Origin of the sequence: Streptomyces sp. NPDC048297 (genome assembly GCF_043201585.1) — a bacterium.
Classification (GTDB): Bacteria; Actinomycetota; Actinomycetes; order Streptomycetales; family Streptomycetaceae; genus Streptomyces.
Window position 1 is genome coordinate 40,365 of the sequence record NZ_JBICZA010000040.1, and the last position, 17,482, is coordinate 57,846.

13 protein-coding genes and 2 tRNA genes are annotated in these 17,482 nt (G+C 69.9%); 9 read left to right on the plus strand and 6 right to left on the minus strand.

The window, feature by feature from the left end; all coding sequences use genetic code 11:
• Positions 1-55: 55 nt before the first annotated feature.
• The 3 genes from ACGFYV_RS32440 to ACGFYV_RS32450 form a co-directional block, all read right to left on the minus strand.
• The gene (locus ACGFYV_RS32440; protein ID WP_393882089.1) at positions 56-991 is read right to left on the minus strand and encodes a hypothetical protein; all 936 of its coding nucleotides are present in this window, start codon (positions 989-991) and stop codon (positions 56-58) included.
• 112 nt (positions 992-1,103) lie between these two features.
• Positions 1,104-2,594: an APC family permease gene (locus tag ACGFYV_RS32445; RefSeq protein ID WP_393882090.1), complete on the minus strand. Its 1,491-nt coding sequence runs from the start codon at positions 2,592-2,594 to the stop codon at positions 1,104-1,106.
• A gap of 259 nt (positions 2,595-2,853) precedes the next feature.
• A complete protein-coding gene (locus ACGFYV_RS32450) occupies positions 2,854-4,095 on the minus strand; it encodes a GNAT family N-acetyltransferase (protein WP_393882091.1) in 1,242 nt (413 codons plus the stop codon).
• Positions 4,096-4,343: 248 nt separating this feature from the next.
• On the opposite strand from ACGFYV_RS32450, the gene ACGFYV_RS32455 reads away from it, so the two are divergent.
• Positions 4,344-5,522 (plus strand): PP2C family protein-serine/threonine phosphatase, encoded by a 1,179-nt coding sequence (locus tag ACGFYV_RS32455; RefSeq protein ID WP_393882092.1) that lies wholly within the window; start codon positions 4,344-4,346, stop codon positions 5,520-5,522.
• Positions 5,523-5,781: 259 nt separating this feature from the next.
• The gene (locus ACGFYV_RS32460) at positions 5,782-6,255 is read left to right on the plus strand and encodes an HD domain-containing protein (protein WP_393882093.1); all 474 of its coding nucleotides are present in this window, start codon (positions 5,782-5,784) and stop codon (positions 6,253-6,255) included.
• 85 nt (positions 6,256-6,340) lie between these two features.
• On the opposite strand, the gene ACGFYV_RS32465 is transcribed toward ACGFYV_RS32460, so the two are convergent.
• Positions 6,341-7,480, minus strand: coding sequence for an acyltransferase family protein (locus tag ACGFYV_RS32465; RefSeq protein ID WP_393882094.1), 1,140 nt, complete (start codon positions 7,478-7,480; stop codon positions 6,341-6,343).
• A 439-nt stretch (positions 7,481-7,919) separates the two neighbouring features.
• Here ACGFYV_RS32465 and ACGFYV_RS32470 point away from each other — a divergent pair, with 439 nt between their 5' ends.
• Positions 7,920-8,114, plus strand: coding sequence for a hypothetical protein (locus tag ACGFYV_RS32470; protein WP_393882095.1), 195 nt, complete (start codon positions 7,920-7,922; stop codon positions 8,112-8,114).
• Positions 8,115-8,269: 155 nt separating this feature from the next.
• On the opposite strand, the gene ACGFYV_RS32475 is transcribed toward ACGFYV_RS32470, so the two are convergent.
• Positions 8,270-8,340: transfer RNA gene (locus ACGFYV_RS32475), tRNA-Gly, on the minus strand.
• A 163-nt stretch (positions 8,341-8,503) separates the two neighbouring features.
• On the opposite strand from ACGFYV_RS32475, the gene ACGFYV_RS32480 reads away from it, so the two are divergent.
• The 5 genes from ACGFYV_RS32480 to clpX all read left to right on the plus strand — a co-directional run bounded on the left by ACGFYV_RS32480 (position 8,504) and on the right by clpX (position 13,454).
• A tRNA-Pro gene (locus ACGFYV_RS32480) sits at positions 8,504-8,580 on the plus strand.
• Between the two features lie 176 nt (positions 8,581-8,756).
• The gene (gene tig / locus ACGFYV_RS32485; RefSeq protein ID WP_393882096.1) at positions 8,757-10,151 is read left to right on the plus strand and encodes a trigger factor; all 1,395 of its coding nucleotides are present in this window, start codon (positions 8,757-8,759) and stop codon (positions 10,149-10,151) included.
• Between the two features lie 508 nt (positions 10,152-10,659).
• On the plus strand, positions 10,660-11,265 hold the full coding sequence (locus tag ACGFYV_RS32490; RefSeq protein WP_393882105.1) for an ATP-dependent Clp protease proteolytic subunit: 606 nt from the start codon (positions 10,660-10,662) through the stop codon (positions 11,263-11,265).
• A gap of 69 nt (positions 11,266-11,334) precedes the next feature.
• Positions 11,335-11,997 (plus strand): ATP-dependent Clp protease proteolytic subunit, encoded by a 663-nt coding sequence (locus ACGFYV_RS32495; RefSeq protein ID WP_393882097.1) that lies wholly within the window; start codon positions 11,335-11,337, stop codon positions 11,995-11,997.
• Positions 11,998-12,167: 170 nt separating this feature from the next.
• Positions 12,168-13,454, plus strand: a complete 1,287-nt coding sequence (gene clpX / locus ACGFYV_RS32500) for an ATP-dependent Clp protease ATP-binding subunit ClpX (protein ID WP_393882098.1) — start codon at positions 12,168-12,170, stop codon at positions 13,452-13,454.
• Between the two features lie 107 nt (positions 13,455-13,561).
• Here the strand turns inward: clpX and ACGFYV_RS32505 are convergent, their stop codons facing one another.
• Positions 13,562-14,554, minus strand: coding sequence for a hypothetical protein (locus ACGFYV_RS32505; protein WP_393882099.1), 993 nt, complete (start codon positions 14,552-14,554; stop codon positions 13,562-13,564).
• Positions 14,555-14,691: 137 nt separating this feature from the next.
• Here ACGFYV_RS32505 and ACGFYV_RS32510 point away from each other — a divergent pair, with 137 nt between their 5' ends.
• Complete coding sequence (locus ACGFYV_RS32510) at positions 14,692-17,349, plus strand: valine--tRNA ligase (RefSeq protein ID WP_393882100.1); 2,658 nt, start codon at positions 14,692-14,694, stop codon at positions 17,347-17,349.
• The last annotated feature ends 133 nt before the right edge of the window (positions 17,350-17,482 follow it).

Below are 17,482 nucleotides of genomic sequence, written 5' to 3' on the forward strand. Positions count from 1 at the left end.
GAGTCCCGGCCCCTGAGCCCCGCGCCTCTGATTCCCGACCCCCGACCCCCGATGTCTAGGCCGTCCGGTCGCGCCAGCGGACGTAGAGCTGTTCCGCGTCGCCGCTGCAGGACCACGGCATCTCGGTGGCCCGGTTGTCCAGGAGCCGGAAGACGCGGCCGACATGGTCGGTCATCCCGGCCTGGACCAGGCCGTGGGCGAGGTGGTTGAGGTCGGCGGTGTCCTGGGCGCCGGCGACGGTGCGGCGGGTGATCCACTTGTCCAGCGTCACCAGAAGGTCCCGGCGGGCCCCGTCGTCGTTCCAGTGCTGGGCCAGGCCGAGCGCGGAGCGGCCCTCCGTCGCGGCGCGGTGCCGGTACTGCTCGGCCCTCGCCACATGCGGAAGGACGGCGAGCGGCGACCCGGGCGGCGCGGAAGCGACGGCGTCCCAGGCGAAGTTGAGCGCCGCCCCGTAGGAGCCGTGCCAGCGCGCGGACAGGTACCGCAGCGCCTGGTGATGCCCCTCCCGGTGGTGGGGATCCCGGGCGCGCAGTTCCTTCCACCAGTCGTTCATGTGCGCGTGGCCCCCGGGGTAGAGCCTGCCCAGAGCGATCAGCGAGACCCACGGATAGGGGTCGGCTGGTGCCAGTTCGGCCGCTCGCCGGCACAGCAGGGCGGTCCGGTCGAGCGGCTCGGCGCCCGGATCCTGTCCGGCGCGCGCGGCGGCGAACATCCGCATCACCTCGGTCTCGGCCCGCAGCACGGCGGCGTCCGGATCGCGCGGCTCGGACGCCTGCCACAGGTCCACGGTGCGCCGGTCGGCAGCCGCGTCCGCGAGCAGCCGGATGCGGTGGGCGCGACGGTCCCAGTCGCCCGGGGTGCGGGCCAGCAGATCGCGGGCGCCCTCCCAGCGTCCCAGCAGCATGTCCTGCCGGCCCTCGGCGAGCGCTCGGTCGCCGAACGCCGGGTCGAAGTCCGGTGCCGGCCGGCCGCGGCGCAGCCAGGTCGCCATGGCACGGTCCCCCTCTGTTCTCGATGGTGTTCCTGAGTTCCTGAGTTCCTGACGGCCGGGTCGGAAGTCCCCTTCCCCGCCGGGGTGGTTCACAAGTCCGACCCTGGGTGGTTCAGAAGTCCGACAGGATGCCGTCGCGGCGCTCTGCGGCCGGGACGAACGGGGCGGCCTCGGCGAGGTGCGCGTCGAGCGCGTCCGCGTCCTTCGGATTCAGTGGCCGCGGACGGAAGTAGGAACTGCCGCCGCGCAGCCGGGCGACGGTCACCGGGACGAGTCCCAGGGCCAACGCACCCAGGCCGATGGACAGTTCGGTGGCGTCGAGCACGGGGACGGACACCGCGAAGAGCCAGATGTTGAACGCCGCCCCGGCCAGCGGCCAGAGGCCGAGGAAGAGCAGGTTGCCGAGGGAGCGGAACACCACGCTGCGGAAGGCCACGACGACGGCGAGGCCGGCCAGGGCGTAGTAGAAGCAGATCAGCAGCCCGATGGAGACGAGCGCCAGGGCGAGGATGCCGAACCCCCTGCCCACGAACGCGATCAGCCCGAGCACCAGGACGGCGAGGCAGGCGACCACCAGCGTGGACACCACGGGGGTCTGCCGCCCGGCGTGGAGACGACCCAGGAAGGACGGGACCGTGCGGTCGCGGCCCATCGCGAACAGGGTGCGGGTCGCCTGCAGCAGCGTCGTCTCCAGGGTCGCCACCGTGGACAGCAGCACCGCGAGGACGAGCAGGTCGCCACCGACCCCCGGGAGGGCGGCGTCGCCGAACGCGCGCAGGAAGTCGCCGCCCTGTGCGCCGGCCCGCGGACCGAGCACCATCGTGGCACCGACCGTCATCAGGAGGTAGGTGGCCGCGGTCACCAACAGGCCGATCAGTCCGCCGAGTCCGGAGCCCCCGCGCCCACGACGGGTCTCCTCGCTGAGGTTGGCCGTCACGTCCCAGCCCCAGAACAGCGCTCCCGCGATCAGTGCCCCGGCGGTGAAGCCGTGCGGGTTGTCGAGGTGCCCGAAATCGGGCCAGGTGAGGGAGAGGGCGTCCGCGTGGCCGCCCCGGGCCAGCGCGGCCACGGCCACGACCAGCAACAGGGCCAACTGGAGGCCGACCGCGACGGAGCGGGCCCGCGCACCGATCCGGGCGCCGAGGGCGACCAGCGCCGCGACCAGCAGGAACCAGCCGAGGCCGACCGCCGTGGCGATCCCCTCGTTCCGGGCCAGGTTCTCACTCACCAGCGACAACGTGGCCGCGCCCGCCGGCTCGGTCGACGAGATCATGAAGACGGTGGTGGCGACGATCACCGCCCACCCGCTGAGGAAGCCCAGGACGGGGTGCAGGGTCCGGGCGACCCAGGAGTACGTGGCGCCGCAGTTGACGTCGAGGCGTCCCAGGTGCCGGAACGCCAGCGCGATGCCGACGGTCGGGAGCGCGCACAGCAGGAGGACGGCCGGGGCCGCCGAGCCGACCGCCGCGATGAGCGCCGGAACCATCGCCACGACCGTGTACGCCGGTGCGCAGCCCGCGACGGCCATGACGACGGAGTCGAACGTCCCCAGGACGCCTGTCCGTAGTCCGCCTGCTGCTCTGCTGGGCTGCTCGCTGTGCAACGCCTCGCGCCTTTCCTCGCCGGGTGATGGTGAGCCGGATCATGTCCACGACCGGTGAGTAAGGCAAGAGCAGATCTACGAATTCATGCGCGAAAGTTCATTGAAGCTACGACTATCGCGCATCGGGGCCGGGTGATGCTGCGGATTTCGTTGTCGGCGTTCGTTGCTGGAGCGCGTTGCCGGAGCCCGTCGCCGGAGTTGGCTGTCGGGCTCGTTGCCGGAGTTCGCCGGCGGGGTTCGTCGCCGCAGGGAGCGCGCCTCAGAACCCGTGCGGCAGCCACGGCACCACGGGGGAGCCGAAGGCCACCGACGCCTCCGCCAGTGTCCCGGACCGGAGTTCGCCGACCCGCCCGGCCCGCGCCAGCGACACCAGGGACACCCCGCCGAGGTAGGCCGCGCCCAACTCCCGTACGGACAGCGCGAGATCCGCCGCGTCCGAGGTCCGCTCGCAGGACGCGCCCTTCGCGTCCCCCGTCAGCCGCCACCGGCCCGCGTTCCAGGGGCAGAAGGCGTCCTCCACCTCGAACACGACGTCCACCGGCGCCTGGTAGGTCCGGGCCGCCAGGGCGGCACCGACGTCCACGAGACGGACGTACAGGCCGTCCCGCACCCGCGCCCGGCCGCGCCGGACGTCGGAGACCAGGTACTGCCAGGTGTCGTCGACCGGGCGATTGCGCACCTTGAGGGTCGACATGAGGTCGATGTCGAACAGGAAGCGCCACAGCGCCGCGTCGGTCGCGGGGTCCAGCGCGGCCATGTCCTCCAGCGACACCGTGCCGTCGTGCCCGCTCGGCCCCCAGCCCAGCTTCGTACGGAAGCGCGCGTACCCGGTGACCTCGCCGTCCCGCTCCGCGACCACGCACTGCAGCGCGGAGGCCCCGTCCCGCTCGCTCTCCGGGTCGAGCAGCCCGACCCGCTCCCAGCCGGGCAGCCGGGCGAGCATCCCGGGCCTGCGCGGCACCAGCGCCGCGTACACCGCCTCGCACGCGTCGAGCACGTCGGCCGGCGCCGCGTACCGCAGGCGCACCTCGTCGGTGCCGGCGGGCAGCGTCAGGGACGTCCGGGCGGTGTCGATCTCGGCCTGCAGCTGCGAGGTCCCGGCGGCGTACCCGAAGCGGCCGTAGATCGCCGGCTCGGAGGCGGTCAGCACGGCCAGGGGTTCGCCCAGGGCGCGCACCTCGTCCAGTTGGTGCCGCATCATCGAGGTCAGCACCCCGCGCCGCCGGTGCGTTGCGGCCACGCTCACCATCGTGACGCCCGCGGCGGGCACCGAGGCCCCGCCCGGCACGGTCAGCCGGAAGCTGAACGCCCCCGCTGTACCGACGATCGCGTCCCCGTCCCAGGCGGCCATGGAACGCGCGAACTCGGTGACGGACCGGTCCAGTTCACGTTCCTCGGCGGACGCGGGGCCGGCACCGAAGGCGCGGATCAGGTTGTCCCACCAGGGGTCGAAGTCCTGCGGGCGCAGCACCCTCAACTCGGTCGCACGCTCAGTCGCCATGCGCCATGAGTACCAGGGCGGTACGGGACGAGCCAGCGAATTTGTCCGGGGCGGCGACGCGAGGGCCGTCCGTGCCGTTCACTGTGAAGTCGAACCGTCAAGTCGAACCGTCAAGTCGAACCGTGAAGTCGAACCGCGAACCGACCATGAACCGACCGTGAACCGAAACGTGAAGCCGAGCCTCTCACGGGGGACAAGTGGGACCTCCCGTGCCAAGAGGCGGGTCCGATCGATAGGGTCCCGAACTAATGGCAGCAGGACGACAGCGGCGCGCGAAGGCCGAGACGTTCACGGCCCGGTGCAGGATGCAGTGGCACCGGGCCCGCGTCGGCCTGCGCAAAAGCGCCGTCGACTACTTCCGCGGCGACGGTTCCGACTGGATCGCGCTGGCCGGTCTGCTGCTCGCCGTCCCCGTCCTCGCGGGCATGACGCTCGCCAACTCCGTGTGGTGCTCCCCGGCCACCCTGGTGCTGCCGATCGTCGCGGGCGGCCTGCTGCTGCGCCCGGCCAGCCTGCTGGGCCTGTACGCGGCGGCGGCCACCGCGCTGATCGTGGAGTCGGTACGGCTCGGCCCGTACACGGAGGGACCCTCGCGGGTGACGCCGGGCGTGGTCCTGGTGGTCGCCGCGTGCGGCTTCTTCGGACTGCTGACCGCGCAGTTCCGCAGCCGGGTCGGCGTGCCCTGGCGGCGCGGCGGCACGATGCTCTTCGACCTGCGCGAGCGGATCCGGGTGCAGAGCAAGCTGCCGAAGCTGCCGCACGGCTGGCACCGCGAGATGGCGCTGCGCCCGGCGGGCGGTCAGTCCTTCTCGGGCGACTTCGTCGTCGCGGCCCGGACCAACGGCGGCCGCACCCTGGAGGTCGTGCTGACGGACGTGTCCGGCAAGGGCATGGACGCGGCCTCGCGCGCCCTGCTGCTCTCGGGCGCGTTCGGGGGCCTGGTGGGCTCCCTCCCGCCGCACGCCTTCCTCCAGGCCGCCAACGGCTATCTGCTGCGCCAGGACTGGGACGAGGGCTTCGCCACGTCCATCCACCTGGTCCTCGACCTGGACTCCGGGGACTACGAGCTGTACTCCGCGGGCCATCCGCCGGGCCTGCAGCTGAGCGCGGGCAGTGGCCGCTGGGAGGAGAAGGCCGCCGAGGGCCCGCTGCTGGGTGTGTACGACGGCGCCCAGTTCGACTCCGTGAAGGGCTCGCTGCGCCCCGGTGACGTGTTGATGCTGTTCACGGACGGTCTGGTGGAGACCTCCGACCGCGACATCGTCGAGGGTATCGACCGCCTCACCGGAGAGGCCGACCGCTATGTCGCCGGCGGCTTCCACGGCGCCGCCTGGCACCTCATCGAGGCGGTGGCGAAGGACGTCAACGACGACCGGGCCCTCCTGCTGATCAGCCGCGAGGGCCCCACGGCCCAGGCCGTCCGCTGAGCGACTCTCCCGTCCCCGCGGAACCGGCCGACGCGGTCCCGGCGGGCGGGCACGACGTGCCGGGCACCAGGTCAGCCGACAACGGAGAAGCCGGTCCAGTACGTCACGGTGGCCGATAACGGCTGATACCGGCCGACACCGGTGCTGCGGGTGCTGTTCCTGATCATTACCGGACAGACCCACGGGCCATGAACGCCCCGGCTGTGCGGCCCGCAGGACCATGTCCTATGTTGCACGGGCAAGGCGAGGGGGAGCTGGTATGCCGCAGAACGCACGGTCCGGGCCGGTCATGACGCTCGTCGAGGTCGAGTCCGTCGCCCGCGCCGCGCACGCCGCGCAGCGGGACAAGGCCGGCCGGCCCTACGCCGAGCACCTGGCCGCCGTCGCCGAGGGCGTGCGGATCCGCGGCGGGGGAGACGACCTCGTCGCCGCCGCCTGGCTGCACGACGCCGTGGAGGACGGCGTGCTCAGCGAGGAGTGGCTGGAGACGGCCGCGCTCGCACAGCGCACCAAGGACGTCGTACGCGCCGTGACCAAGCGGCCGGGCGAGGAACCGCGGGCGTACGCACAGCGGATCCTGGCCACGCCCGGCGCCCTCCTGGTCAAGACGGCCGACCTCGCCCACAACGCCGATCCGCGACGCCTGGCCGCCCTCGACCGACCCACCGCCGAGCGCCTGAGGAAGAAGTACGCCGCCATGCGGCAATACCTCGGCCTCGACACCGCCCCCTGACACCGGCGACACCGACGCCGCCCACCGCGAGATACCGCACAGGACGAACTGAACGGCACGGGACTACGACAGCCGGCTGCCGGCCTCAGCCCACCCGTGTCTTCCAGCGCTCCCGCGCCTCCCGCACCGGGTCCGGCCTGAATGCCCACTCCATCTTCGGCTCCATCGCGAACCGGAAGACCCGCCGCACGGGCCTGGTGCACAGCGCGGTCACCGCGGCGGCGAAGGCGACGGTCACCGCGATCTCACCGAGCGGGCCGTGCAGCGCGGTGTGGTCGAACCAGCCACGGTAGTCGGCGAACTTCACCAGGAAGCCGTGCAGCAGATAGCCGTACAGGGTGCCGGCGCCGAGGGCCGTGAACCACATCCTGCGGCGCGGCACCCAGGCGAAGAAGCAGGACGTCAGCAGCAGCGAGCAGCCCAGCATCGCGAGCACCATCAGCGGGCCGCACCACCAGGGGGCGCCCAGCTCCTGCGCGGAGTCACGGCGGTAGAACCACGCGGTGGTCATGCGAGGCACCGCCCACCAGGCGACCGTCAGCGCCACCAGGAACACCGGCACCGAGGCGATCCGCACCCAGCGGCGGCGCACCAGCTGGAAGTGCTCGGGCTTCATGCACAGGCCGAGCACGAAGTACGGCAGGAACTGCAGGGTGCGCTGGAGGTCGAGGTCGTCACCGATGCTGGGGGCGAGGCTCGCCAGCATGGCGATGACGATGGCCAGCGGCAGCCGCAGCGGCGGGCGCAGCGTCTTCCAGATCGGCGTGGTCATCCGCCAGACGAACAGCGCGGCCAGGAACCAGGTCAGGTACCAGGGGTCGAGGAGGCTGATCTTCTCGTGGGCTCCGGGCACGAGGAGGTTCCTGAAGAGCGAGTACGCCGTCTCGAACAGGACGTACGGCACGGCGACGCCGGTGATCAGCCGTTTCAGCCGGTCCGGGCGCATGTCGAAACCGCGCGAGAAGAAGCCGGAGATGATGATGAACGCCGGCATGTGGAAGGTGTACACGACCGTGTACAGGCCCTCCAGGATCCGGCTGTCACCCTTCAGGGGCTCCCAGGCGTGCCCCGTCGCGACGAGCACGATCGCCAGGTACTTGGCGTTGTCGAAGAACGCGTCACGTTCTCTGCCCGGTCTGTCCGTCTCCGCCCGCCCCTGCTGCGTACGTGCCGGGGGGAGTTGCGTGCGGTTCTGGCCGTGGGACGAGGCGGCGGCTTCAAACATCTCAGGGACCCTAGCGCCGTCCCGGGTATTTCGTAAAACCCTGGTGGTCATTCCTGGTTATCGCCTTCGGACACCCCCTCATTTACCTGACTTACCTGTGCCGTCCACGTGATGATGGGCACAGATATCCCTGGCGTTCACCCGTGATGTCCATATTCATCCCTATCAAATGGGGCATACATGGCCTCGGGTGTCCCCAATTCGAATCACCTGCGCACAGGTTGTGTGGACGCGGAAACGAACATGCGTAATTTCCCTTTGAGTCGGCGCGTCCGCCGTGTCGAATTACCGTTCGGGGTGCCGCCGGGGCCGGGTCGCCGGCCGATGATGCGTCACGGGCCGCATACGCCGGGCGCGTTGGTGGCACGATGGTTCTGGCGGGGGGTGCTGGCCGTACCTCCGGGCCGGGAGAGCGGACCGACCGAGGGTGTGATCAGTTGTGGCCATTTCACTGTCTGTGGTGCTGCTGTTGGCGATCATCCTGGTGGTGTTGATCAGAGGCGGGAACATCAAACCGGGCCCCGCCATCGTGGCGGCCCTCTTCGGTTTCTTCCTCGCCTCGACCGGCATGGCGCCGTCCATCAACCGCTTCCTGAACTCGATAGCGGAGACGCTCAACTCGATCCGGTTCTGACCGCCACCGGGCCGGAAACGATCAACGGTCAACGCGCGGCAAAACGATCAAGGGGTCCGGCAGGCGAAGAGGCCCGGCAGACGATCGAGGTGTGCCGGAAAACGATCAGGGCCCGACCGGAGGAAGATCCTCCGGCCGGGCCCTGGCCCGTACAGAGCGGGCGACGGGAATCGAACCCGCGTAGCTAGTTTGGAAGACTAGGGCTCTACCATTGAGCTACGCCCGCACGGCTGCGCCGCAGGTCGGTGTGACCGCGGCACTGCACGCATCGTAGCGGGTCCGCCGCCGCGGAGGCCAACGTGTTGTGCTGCCGGGATGCCGTGAGTACCGCCGCAGGTAATACGGCCGACGCGTCCGCCGTGGGCATGTACCCTACGTCTCGCACCAGACGGGGTGTGGCGCAGCTTGGTAGCGCGTCCGCTTTGGGAGCGGAAGGCCGTGGGTTCAAATCCCGCCACCCCGACCACCGGCTCACGGCGCGTGGTGATCGCCTTTTGGGGCGCTGACCGCCTGCGGCTACTATGCAAGCTGCGCGCCCGTGTGCCCCGGCCCTTTCGGCCTACGTACTCCTCCGGGCGACCAGTCCGCCGGACCCTCTGGTCCCGGCAGATCCCAAGAAGTCAGCCACAAGGAGACCGAACCGTGAAGAGCGCCGTGGAGACCCTGAACCCGACCCGGGTTCGGCTCACTGTCGAGGTGCCCTTCGAGGAGCTCAAGGACAGCCTCGACGCGGCGTACAAGAAGATCAACCAGCAGGTCACGGTGAAGGGCTTCCGCAAGGGCAAGATCCCCGCCCGGGTCATCGACCAGCGGTTCGGTCGTGGCGCCGTGCTGGAGGAGGCCGTCAACGACGCGCTTCCGAAGTTCTACACCGAGGCGGTCAACGACGCCGAGCTGAGCCCGCTGGGCCAGCCCGACGTCGACATCACCGAGCTGAAGGACGGCGAGACGCTGAACTTCACCGCCGAGGTCGACATCCGCCCGGCCCTGGAGATCCCGGACTACTCCGGCATCGAGGTCGAGGTCGACGCCGTCGAGGTGAGCGACGAGGACGTCGACAAGTCGGTCGAGCAGCTCCGCGAGCGCTTCGCCTCCACCTCCCCGGTGGAGCGCGCCGCCGAGGACGGCGACGTCGTCACCGTGGACCTGCAGGCCAAGGTCGACGGCGAGGTCCTCGAGGACGGCGTCGCCGAGGGTGTCTCCTACACCATCGGCTCCGGCGAGCTGCTCGACGGCATCGACGACGCCGTGAAGGGCCTGGAGGCCGGTGGCGAGGCCACCTTCACCTCCGAGCTCAAGGGCGGCTCCGCCGCGGGCCGCGAGTCCGAGGTCACCGTCAAGGTCACCCAGGTCGCCGCCCGTGAACTGCCCGCGCTGGACGACGAGTTCGCGCAGCTCGCCTCCGAGTTCGACACGCTGGACGAGCTGAAGGCCGACAGCCGCAAGCGCCTGGCCGGCATGAAGCAGTTCGACCAGGCCACCCAGGCCCAGGAGCGCGTCCTGGACAAGCTCCTCGAGCTGGTCGAGGTCCCGGTCCCCGAGAAGCTGCTCGAGGACGAGGTCAACACCCGCAAGCACAACCTGGAGCACCACCAGCTCGGCCAGATGGGCCTGACCCTCGACAAGTACCTGGAGATCCAGGGCAAGACCGCCGAGGAGTTCGAGACCGAGACCCGTGAGGCCGCGGTCAAGGGCATCAAGACCCAGTTCGTCCTCGACGAGCTGGTCAAGAAGGAGAACCTCAACGTCAACCAGGAGGAGCTCACCGAGCACCTCATGCGGCGTGCGGCCTCCTCCGGCATGTCCCCCGACCAGTTCGCCCAGGCCGTCGTCGAGGGCGGCCAGGTGCCGCTGCTTGTCGGCGAGGTCGCCCGCGGCAAGGCCCTCGCCCTCGTGGTCGAGGCCGCCACGGTGAAGGACACCAACGGCGAGATCGTCGACCTGGACGACGAGGACGAGGAGACGGAGGCCGCGGAGGGCTCCGCCGAGGCCGTGGAGGGCTCCACCGAGGCCGCGGACGAGAACACCGAGGCCTGAGCCCCACAGCGCCTGTAAGGCACGTACAGCGGGCCCTGGGGACTTTCCCCGGGGCCCGTTCGTCGTACCGGGGGAGCGGACCGGGTGCGGACCGGACGCGAACCGGACGCTGACCGGCCCGAAGGGGCCCGGGGCTGTAACGACATGCGGATCGATACGCGGATCGACTTGCGGCTCCGCCGCGTGGACGCGACCGGCCCCCACTTCCGGGCGCGACCAGTCCCCACCTCCGCGCGGCCAGCCGCCAGACGACAGGCGCACCCCCCCACTCGCGCGCGGCCGGACGACAGGCGCACACACCCCCACCCGCGCGCGGCCCGACCACAGCCGCACACACCCCCCCACGAGCCGCTCGGTCCCCCGGCGGAGCCAGCCGCTACGCCCCGGGCGAACACCCGCATTCCCGGGATTCTCCGAAGGGACCGCCGCGTTAGGGTCCATGAAAGGCAGAACAATGAGACGGCCCGGCGCCGTCGTAAGACGAGCAGGTGGATACGTGACGAATCTGATGCCCTCCGCCGCCGGCGAGCCTTCCATCGGTGGTGGCCTCGGTGACCAGGTCTACAACCGGCTGCTCAACGAGCGGATCATCTTCCTCGGCCAGCAGGTCGACGACGACATCGCCAACAAGATCACCGCGCAGCTGCTGCTCCTCGCCGCCGATCCGGACAAGGACATCTACCTCTACATCAACAGCCCCGGTGGCTCGGTGACCGCCGGAATGGCGATCTACGACACCATGCAGTACATCCCGAACGACGTGGTCACGATCGGCATGGGCATGGCGGCCTCGATGGGCCAGTTCCTGCTCACCGGTGGCACCGCCGGCAAGCGCTTCGCCCTGCCGCACACGGACATCATGATGCACCAGGGCTCCGCGGGTCTGGGCGGTACGGTCTCGGACATCAAGATCCAGGCCCAGTACCTGCTGCGGACGAAGAAGACCATGTCCGAGCTGACCGCGCTGCACTCCGGCCAGACCGTCGAGACGATCATCCGCGACGGCGACCGCGACCGCTGGTTCACCCCGGCAGAGGCCAAGGAGTACGGTCTCATTGACGAGATCATCACGCACGCCTCGGGTGTTCCGGGAGGCGGCGGCACCGGTGCCTGACCGGCCCGGCCACGCCATGCATCGCCACGCCCCCAGCCCCCAGAACGCCACCAGGACGGTGAACATCCCATGAGCAACTTCTCCGCCGCCAGCGGTATGTACGAAGGGCCCCGCCCGGACAGCCGCTACGTCATCCCGCGCTTCGTCGAGCGCACCTCCCAGGGCATCCGCGAGTACGACCCGTACGCGAAGCTCTTCGAGGAGCGAGTGATCTTCCTGGGCGTCCAGATCGACGACGCCTCCGCCAACGACGTCATGGCGCAGCTGCTGTGCCTGGAGTCGATGGACCCGGACCGGGACATCTCGATCTACATCAACAGCCCCGGTGGCGACATGACCGCCCTGACGGCGATCTACGACACGATGCAGTTCGTGAAGCCCGACATCCAGACGGTCTGCATGGGCCAGGCGGCCTCCGCCGCGGCGATCCTGCTGGCCGCCGGCACCCCGGGCAAGCGCATGGCGCTGCCGAACTCCCGTGTGCTGATCCACCAGCCGGCCGGCTCCACCGGCCGCGGCCAGCTCTCCGACCTGGAGATCATCGCCAACGAGTTCACCCGGATGCGTGAGCAGCTGGAGAACATGCTGGCCAAGCACACCAACCGGCCCATCGAGAAGATCCGCGAGGACATCGAGCGCGACAAGATCCTCACGGCCGAGGAGGCGCTGGAGTACGGCCTCGTCGACCAGATCATCTCCACCCGCAAGATGAACAACGAGTCGGTTCGCTGACCCTGGCACCGCGCTCGGAGGCCCCCTTGGCAGGAGTCACGTCAAAGTGAACCCTGCCAAGGGGGACCCGAACACAGGGCCAGGCAAGGTACCGTCGGACATAAGGCAGCACCAGGAGCCGCTGGACTCGAAAGCGTCCGGGCGTCTCCCAGGCGAAGGGGAAGCACACCGTGGCACGCATCGGTGACGGCGGCGATCTGCTCAAGTGCTCGTTCTGCGGCAAGAGCCAGAAGCAGGTCAAGAAGCTCATCGCAGGGCCCGGTGTGTACATCTGCGACGAGTGCATCGATCTCTGCAACGAGATCATCGAGGAAGAACTCGCGGAAACCAGCGAGGTGCGCTGGGAGGAGCTGCCCAAGCCCCGCGAGATCTACGAGTTCCTCGAGGGCTACGTGGTCGGCCAGGAGGCCGCCAAGAAGGCCCTGTCGGTCGCGGTGTACAACCACTACAAGCGCGTCCAGGCCGGCGAGAACGGCGGCGCCCAGGGCCGCGACGACGCCATCGAGCTGGCGAAGTCCAACATCCTGCTGCTCGGCCCCACCGGCTCGGGCAAGACGCTGCTCGCCCAGACCCTGGCCCGCATGCTGAACGTGCCCTTCGCCATCGCCGACGCGACCGCGCTGACGGAGGCGGGCTACGTCGGCGAGGACGTCGAGAACATCCTCCTGAAGCTCATCCAGGCGGCCGACTACGACGTCAAGAAGGCCGAGACCGGGATCATCTACATCGACGAGATCGACAAGGTCGCCCGTAAGAGCGAGAACCCGTCGATCACCCGTGACGTCTCCGGCGAGGGTGTCCAGCAGGCGCTTCTGAAGATCCTGGAGGGCACCACGGCCTCGGTCCCGCCCCAGGGCGGCCGCAAGCACCCCCACCAGGAGTTCATCCAGATCGACACGACGAACGTCCTGTTCATCGTGGGCGGCGCGTTCTCCGGCCTTGAGAAGATCATCGAGGCGCGTGCGGGTGCCAAGGGCATCGGCTTCGGCGCCACGATCCTGTCCAAGCGCGAGCTGGAGGAGAAGGACGTCTTCGAGGACGTCATGCCGGAGGACCTGGTCAAGTTCGGCATGATCCCCGAGTTCATCGGCCGTCTGCCGGTCATCACCTCGGTCCACAACCTCGACCGCGAGGCCCTGCTCCAGATCCTCGTCGAGCCCCGCAACGCGCTCGTCAAGCAGTACCAGCGCCTCTTCGAACTCGACGGCGTGGAGCTGGACTTCGAGCGCGAGGCCCTGGAGGCCATCGCCGACCAGGCCATCCTGCGCCAGACCGGAGCCCGCGGCCTGCGCGCCATCATGGAGGAAGTCCTCATGTCCGTGATGTACGAGGTCCCGTCCCGCAAGGACGTCGCCCGCGTCGTCATCACGGCCGACGTCGTCCACTCCAACGTCAACCCGACCCTGATCCCCCGCGACGCCCGCGGCCGGGGAACGGGCGAGCAGAAGACGGCGTAACTTCGCACGGGCCCAACGGACCCAACAGGCCCAACGGGCCCAGCGGACCCATGGGAAGGGGCCCCGGTCACCAGACCGGGGCCCCTTCGCCGTTGTCGCCGTCCGCGTCAGGCCTTCACGCGAACCTCGTTGCGGAACTTGGCCGTCAACTCGGCGTCGGCGGCAGGGTCACTGGACCTGCCGGCCACCATGGTGGCGACGTCCATGGGCATCACGAGACCGAGCGTGCTGTGGTCGCCCCAGATGCAGATCGTCATGTGCATCTCCTTGGGGCCGCCGGACGAGCCGGTGCTGTCGGAGGTGTCCGCCTTGGCCTGCTGGCACTTGAGGACCGCGCCGTCGAGCGCGGCCGGCGTGTACGCCTTCGGCTCGCCCTCCAGGGTGTACTTGTCCTGGCCGTCCTTGCTGCCCTGGTCCTTCATGTAGGCGAACATCGCGTCGACGGTCTTCTCGGGGTCGTCGAGCGTGCCGTAGACGCCGGCGAACTCGATCGCCTTCTGGCTCAGCGGGTTGCTCTCGTCCCCGGACTTGTACTCGGCGCTGACGTCCTTGGGGTTGTGCACCCCCCACTTCTCGGCGTCCCTCAGGTCGGACTCCGTCATGGTGCCGCTGTCGCCGTCACCCTTCTTGTACTCCGTCAGCACGGTCGCCGGGGTGACCAGCTTGTGGGGGCCGTCGTCCGCGACGCCGCCACCGCCGCCCCCGCCGAACACGAAGTACGCACCGACGGCGATCGCGGCCACCACCGCCACCGCGCCGATGATCAGGCCCGTCTTCTTGCCGCCGCCACCGGCGGCCGGCGGCTGCGGGGCGCCGTAGGGCGGCTGCTGGCCGTACGGGGGCTGCGGGGGCATGCCCTGCGGGGGCGTGCCCTGCTGCGGGAAGCCGTAGCCGGGCTGCGGGGCGGCGGCGGGAGCCTGCTGGGGGTAGCCGTAGCCGGGCTGGGGAGCCGCCGGCTGCTGGCCGTAGCCGGGCTGCGGTGCCTGCGGCTGCTGACCGTAGGGCCCCGGCTGGCCGTAAGGACCCGGCTGCCCCGGCTGGCCGTAGGGACCCGGCTGCTGGGGCGCACCGCCGTACGGGCCCGGCTGGTTGTTGCTCATTCCTGGGTTCCCCTCCAGATGCTTATGTGTTCCTGACATCCTGACCCAGGCCGGGGGAACACACGGCACCGGGGGTCTCACCGTTACAGAACAAACGCGTTTCGGGACCACGCCGTGACACCCCTAAACTGAGCCCCGTGACCGAGAACGCTCAGCAGCAGCCAACCGCGCCCGACACCGAACTGCCGACCCAGTACGCGCCGGCCGATGTAGAGGGGCCGCTGTACGAGCGCTGGGTGGAGCGCGGTTACTTCGAGGCGGACGAGAAGAGCGACAAGCCGCCGTTCACCGTCGTCATCCCGCCGCCCAACGTCACCGGCAGCCTCCACCTGGGCCACGCCTTCGAGCACACGCTCATCGACGCGATGACCCGCCGCAAGCGCATGCAGGGCTACGAGACCCTGTGGCAGCCCGGCATGGACCACGCCGGCATCGCCACCCAGAACGTCGTCGAGCGCGAGCTGGGCAAGGAGGGCAAGTCCCGCCACGACCTGGGCCGCGAGGCCTTCGTCGAGCGTGTCTGGCAGTGGAAGGGCGAGTCCGGCGGCCAGATCAGCGGCCAGATGCGGCGCCTGGGCGACGGCGTCGCGTGGTCGCGCGAGCGCTTCACCATGGACGAGGGCCTGTCCCAGGCCGTCCAGACCATCTTCAAGCGCCTGTACGACGACGAGCTGATCTACCGCGCCGAGCGCATCATCAACTGGTGCCCGCGCTGTCTGACGGCCATCTCCGACATCGAGGTCGAGTACCAGGACGACGACGGCGAGCTCGTCTCCATGAAGTACGGCGACGGGGACGACAGCATCGTCGTCGCCACCACCCGCGCCGAGACGATGCTCGGTGACACGGCCGTCGCCGTCCACCCCGGGGACGAGCGCTACAAGCACCTGGTCGGCAAGCTCATCAGGCTGCCGCTGACCGACCGTTCCATCCCGGTCGTCGCCGACGAGCACGTCGACCCCGAGTTCGGCACCGGCGCCGTCAAGGTGACGCCCGCGCACGACCCGAACGACTTCGAGATCGGCCAGCGCCACGACCTGCCGGCCATCCCCGTGATGGACGAGCACGCCGTCATCACCGTCCACGGCCCCTTCCAGGGCATGGACCGCCTGGAGGCCCGCTCCGCCATCGTCGCCGCGCTGCGCGCCGAGGGCCGGATCGTCGCCGAGAAGCGGCCCTACGTCCACTCCGTCGGCCACTGCTCGCGCTGCAAGACCACCATCGAGCCGCGCCTGTCCATGCAGTGGTGGGTCAAGGTCGGCCCGCTGGCGAAGGCCGCGGGCGACGCCGTCCGCGACGGCCGCGTCAAGATCCACCCGCAGGAGATGGAGAAGCGGTACTTCGACTGGGTCGACAACCTCCACGACTGGTGCATCTCGCGGCAGTTGTGGTGGGGTCACCGCATCCCGGTCTGGTACGGCCCGCAGGGTGAGGTCGTCTGCGTCGGCCCCGACGAGGAGCCGCCCGGCACCGAGGCCGAGGGCTGGCACCAGGACAAGGACGTCCTCGACACCTGGTTCTCCTCCGGCCTGTGGCCCTTCTCGACGCTCGGCTGGCCCGAACAGACCGAGTCGCTCGCGAAGTTCTACCCGAACTCCGTCCTGGTCACCGGCTACGACATCCTCTTCTTCTGGGTCGCCCGGATGATGATGTTCGGCCTGTACGCGATGGACGGCACCCCGCCGTTCCACACCGTCGCCCTGCACGGCATGGTCCGCGACCAGTTCGGCAAGAAGATGTCGAAGTCCTTCGGCAACGCGGTCAACCCGCTGGACTGGATGGACAAGTACGGCTCCGACGCCCTCCGCTTCACCCTCGCGCGCGGCGCCAACCCCGGTGTCGACGTCCCGATCGGCGAGGACTGGGTCCAGGGTTCCCGCAACTTCGCCAACAAGATCTGGAACGCGACGCGCTTCGCGCTGATGAACGGCGCGACGGTCGAGGGTCCGCTGCCCGAGCCGTCGGCGATGTCGGCCACGGACCGCTGGATCCTCTCCCGCCTGAACTCGGTGGTCGCCGAAGTCGACGCGTACTACGAGGACTTCCAGTTCGCCAAGCTCTCCGACGCCCTCTTCCACTTCGCGTGGGACGAGGTCTTCGACTGGTACGTCGAGCTGTCCAAGACGACGTTCCAGGCGGGCGGCGAGCCGGCCGAGGTCAGCAAGCGGGTCCTCGGCGAGGTCCTCGACGTCACCCTCAAGCTGCTCCACCCGGTCGTCCCGTTCGTCACGGAGACCCTGTGGACGACGCTGACGGGCGGCGAGTCACTGGTCGTCGCCGAGTGGCCGAAGGCTGTGTCCGTTCCTGGTGCCGACGCACCGGGCGGCTTCCGCGACGCCGACGCCGAGCGGGAGATCGAGACCCTCCAGTCCGTCATCACCGAGGTCCGCCGCTTCCGCGCCGACCAGGGCCTCCAGCCCGGCCAGCGCGTCCCGGCCCGCCTCACCCTGGACGGCACCGCCCTCGTCCCGCACGAGGCCGCCATCCGCCAACTGCTGCGCCTGCAGCCGGAGGGCGAGACCTTCACGGCGACGGCGACCCTCCCGGTCGCCGGTGCCGAGGTGGCCCTCGACCTCTCCGGCACCATCGACGTCGCCGCCGAGCGCAAGCGCCTCGCGAAGGATCTCGCCGCCGCGGAGAAGGAGAAGGCCCAGGCCAACGCCAAGCTCGGCAACGAGGCGTTCCTCGCCAAGGCCCCGGACCACGTGGTCGACAAGATCCGTACCCGCCTGACCAAGGCGGACGAGGACATCGCCCGCATCCAGACCCAGCTGGACAGGCTGCCGCAGGCGTAAGCGCCCCCTACGGCATCGAAGGCCCCCGGTGCCCACCCCTTGAGTTCTAGCGATCGTCGCAACACCCCAGCTCAAGGGGTGCGATGTTCGAGATCCGCGAGACCCGGACGGTGGCTCAGGGCCGTAGAAAGCC

Excerpts from the sequence above, each read along its gene's own strand:
- ACGFYV_RS32465 (WP_393882094.1), bottom strand. The coding sequence starts at position 7,480 with ATGTTTGAAGCCGCCGCCTCGTCCCACGGCCAGAACCGCACGCAACTC.
- ACGFYV_RS32440 (WP_393882089.1), bottom strand. The coding sequence starts at position 991 with ATGGCGACCTGGCTGCGCCGCGGCCGGCCGGCACCGGACTTCGACCCG.
- ACGFYV_RS32495 (WP_393882097.1), top strand. The coding sequence starts at position 11,335 with ATGAGCAACTTCTCCGCCGCCAGCGGTATGTACGAAGGGCCCCGCCCG.
- ACGFYV_RS32450 (WP_393882091.1), bottom strand. The coding sequence starts at position 4,095 with ATGGCGACTGAGCGTGCGACCGAGTTGAGGGTGCTGCGCCCGCAGGAC.
- ACGFYV_RS32490 (WP_393882105.1), top strand. The coding sequence starts at position 10,660 with ATGCCCTCCGCCGCCGGCGAGCCTTCCATCGGTGGTGGCCTCGGTGAC.
- ACGFYV_RS32505 (WP_393882099.1), bottom strand. The coding sequence starts at position 14,554 with ATGAGCAACAACCAGCCGGGCCCGTACGGCGGTGCGCCCCAGCAGCCG.
- ACGFYV_RS32460 (WP_393882093.1), top strand. The coding sequence starts at position 5,782 with ATGCCGCAGAACGCACGGTCCGGGCCGGTCATGACGCTCGTCGAGGTC.
- ACGFYV_RS32455 (WP_393882092.1), top strand. The coding sequence starts at position 4,344 with ATGGCAGCAGGACGACAGCGGCGCGCGAAGGCCGAGACGTTCACGGCC.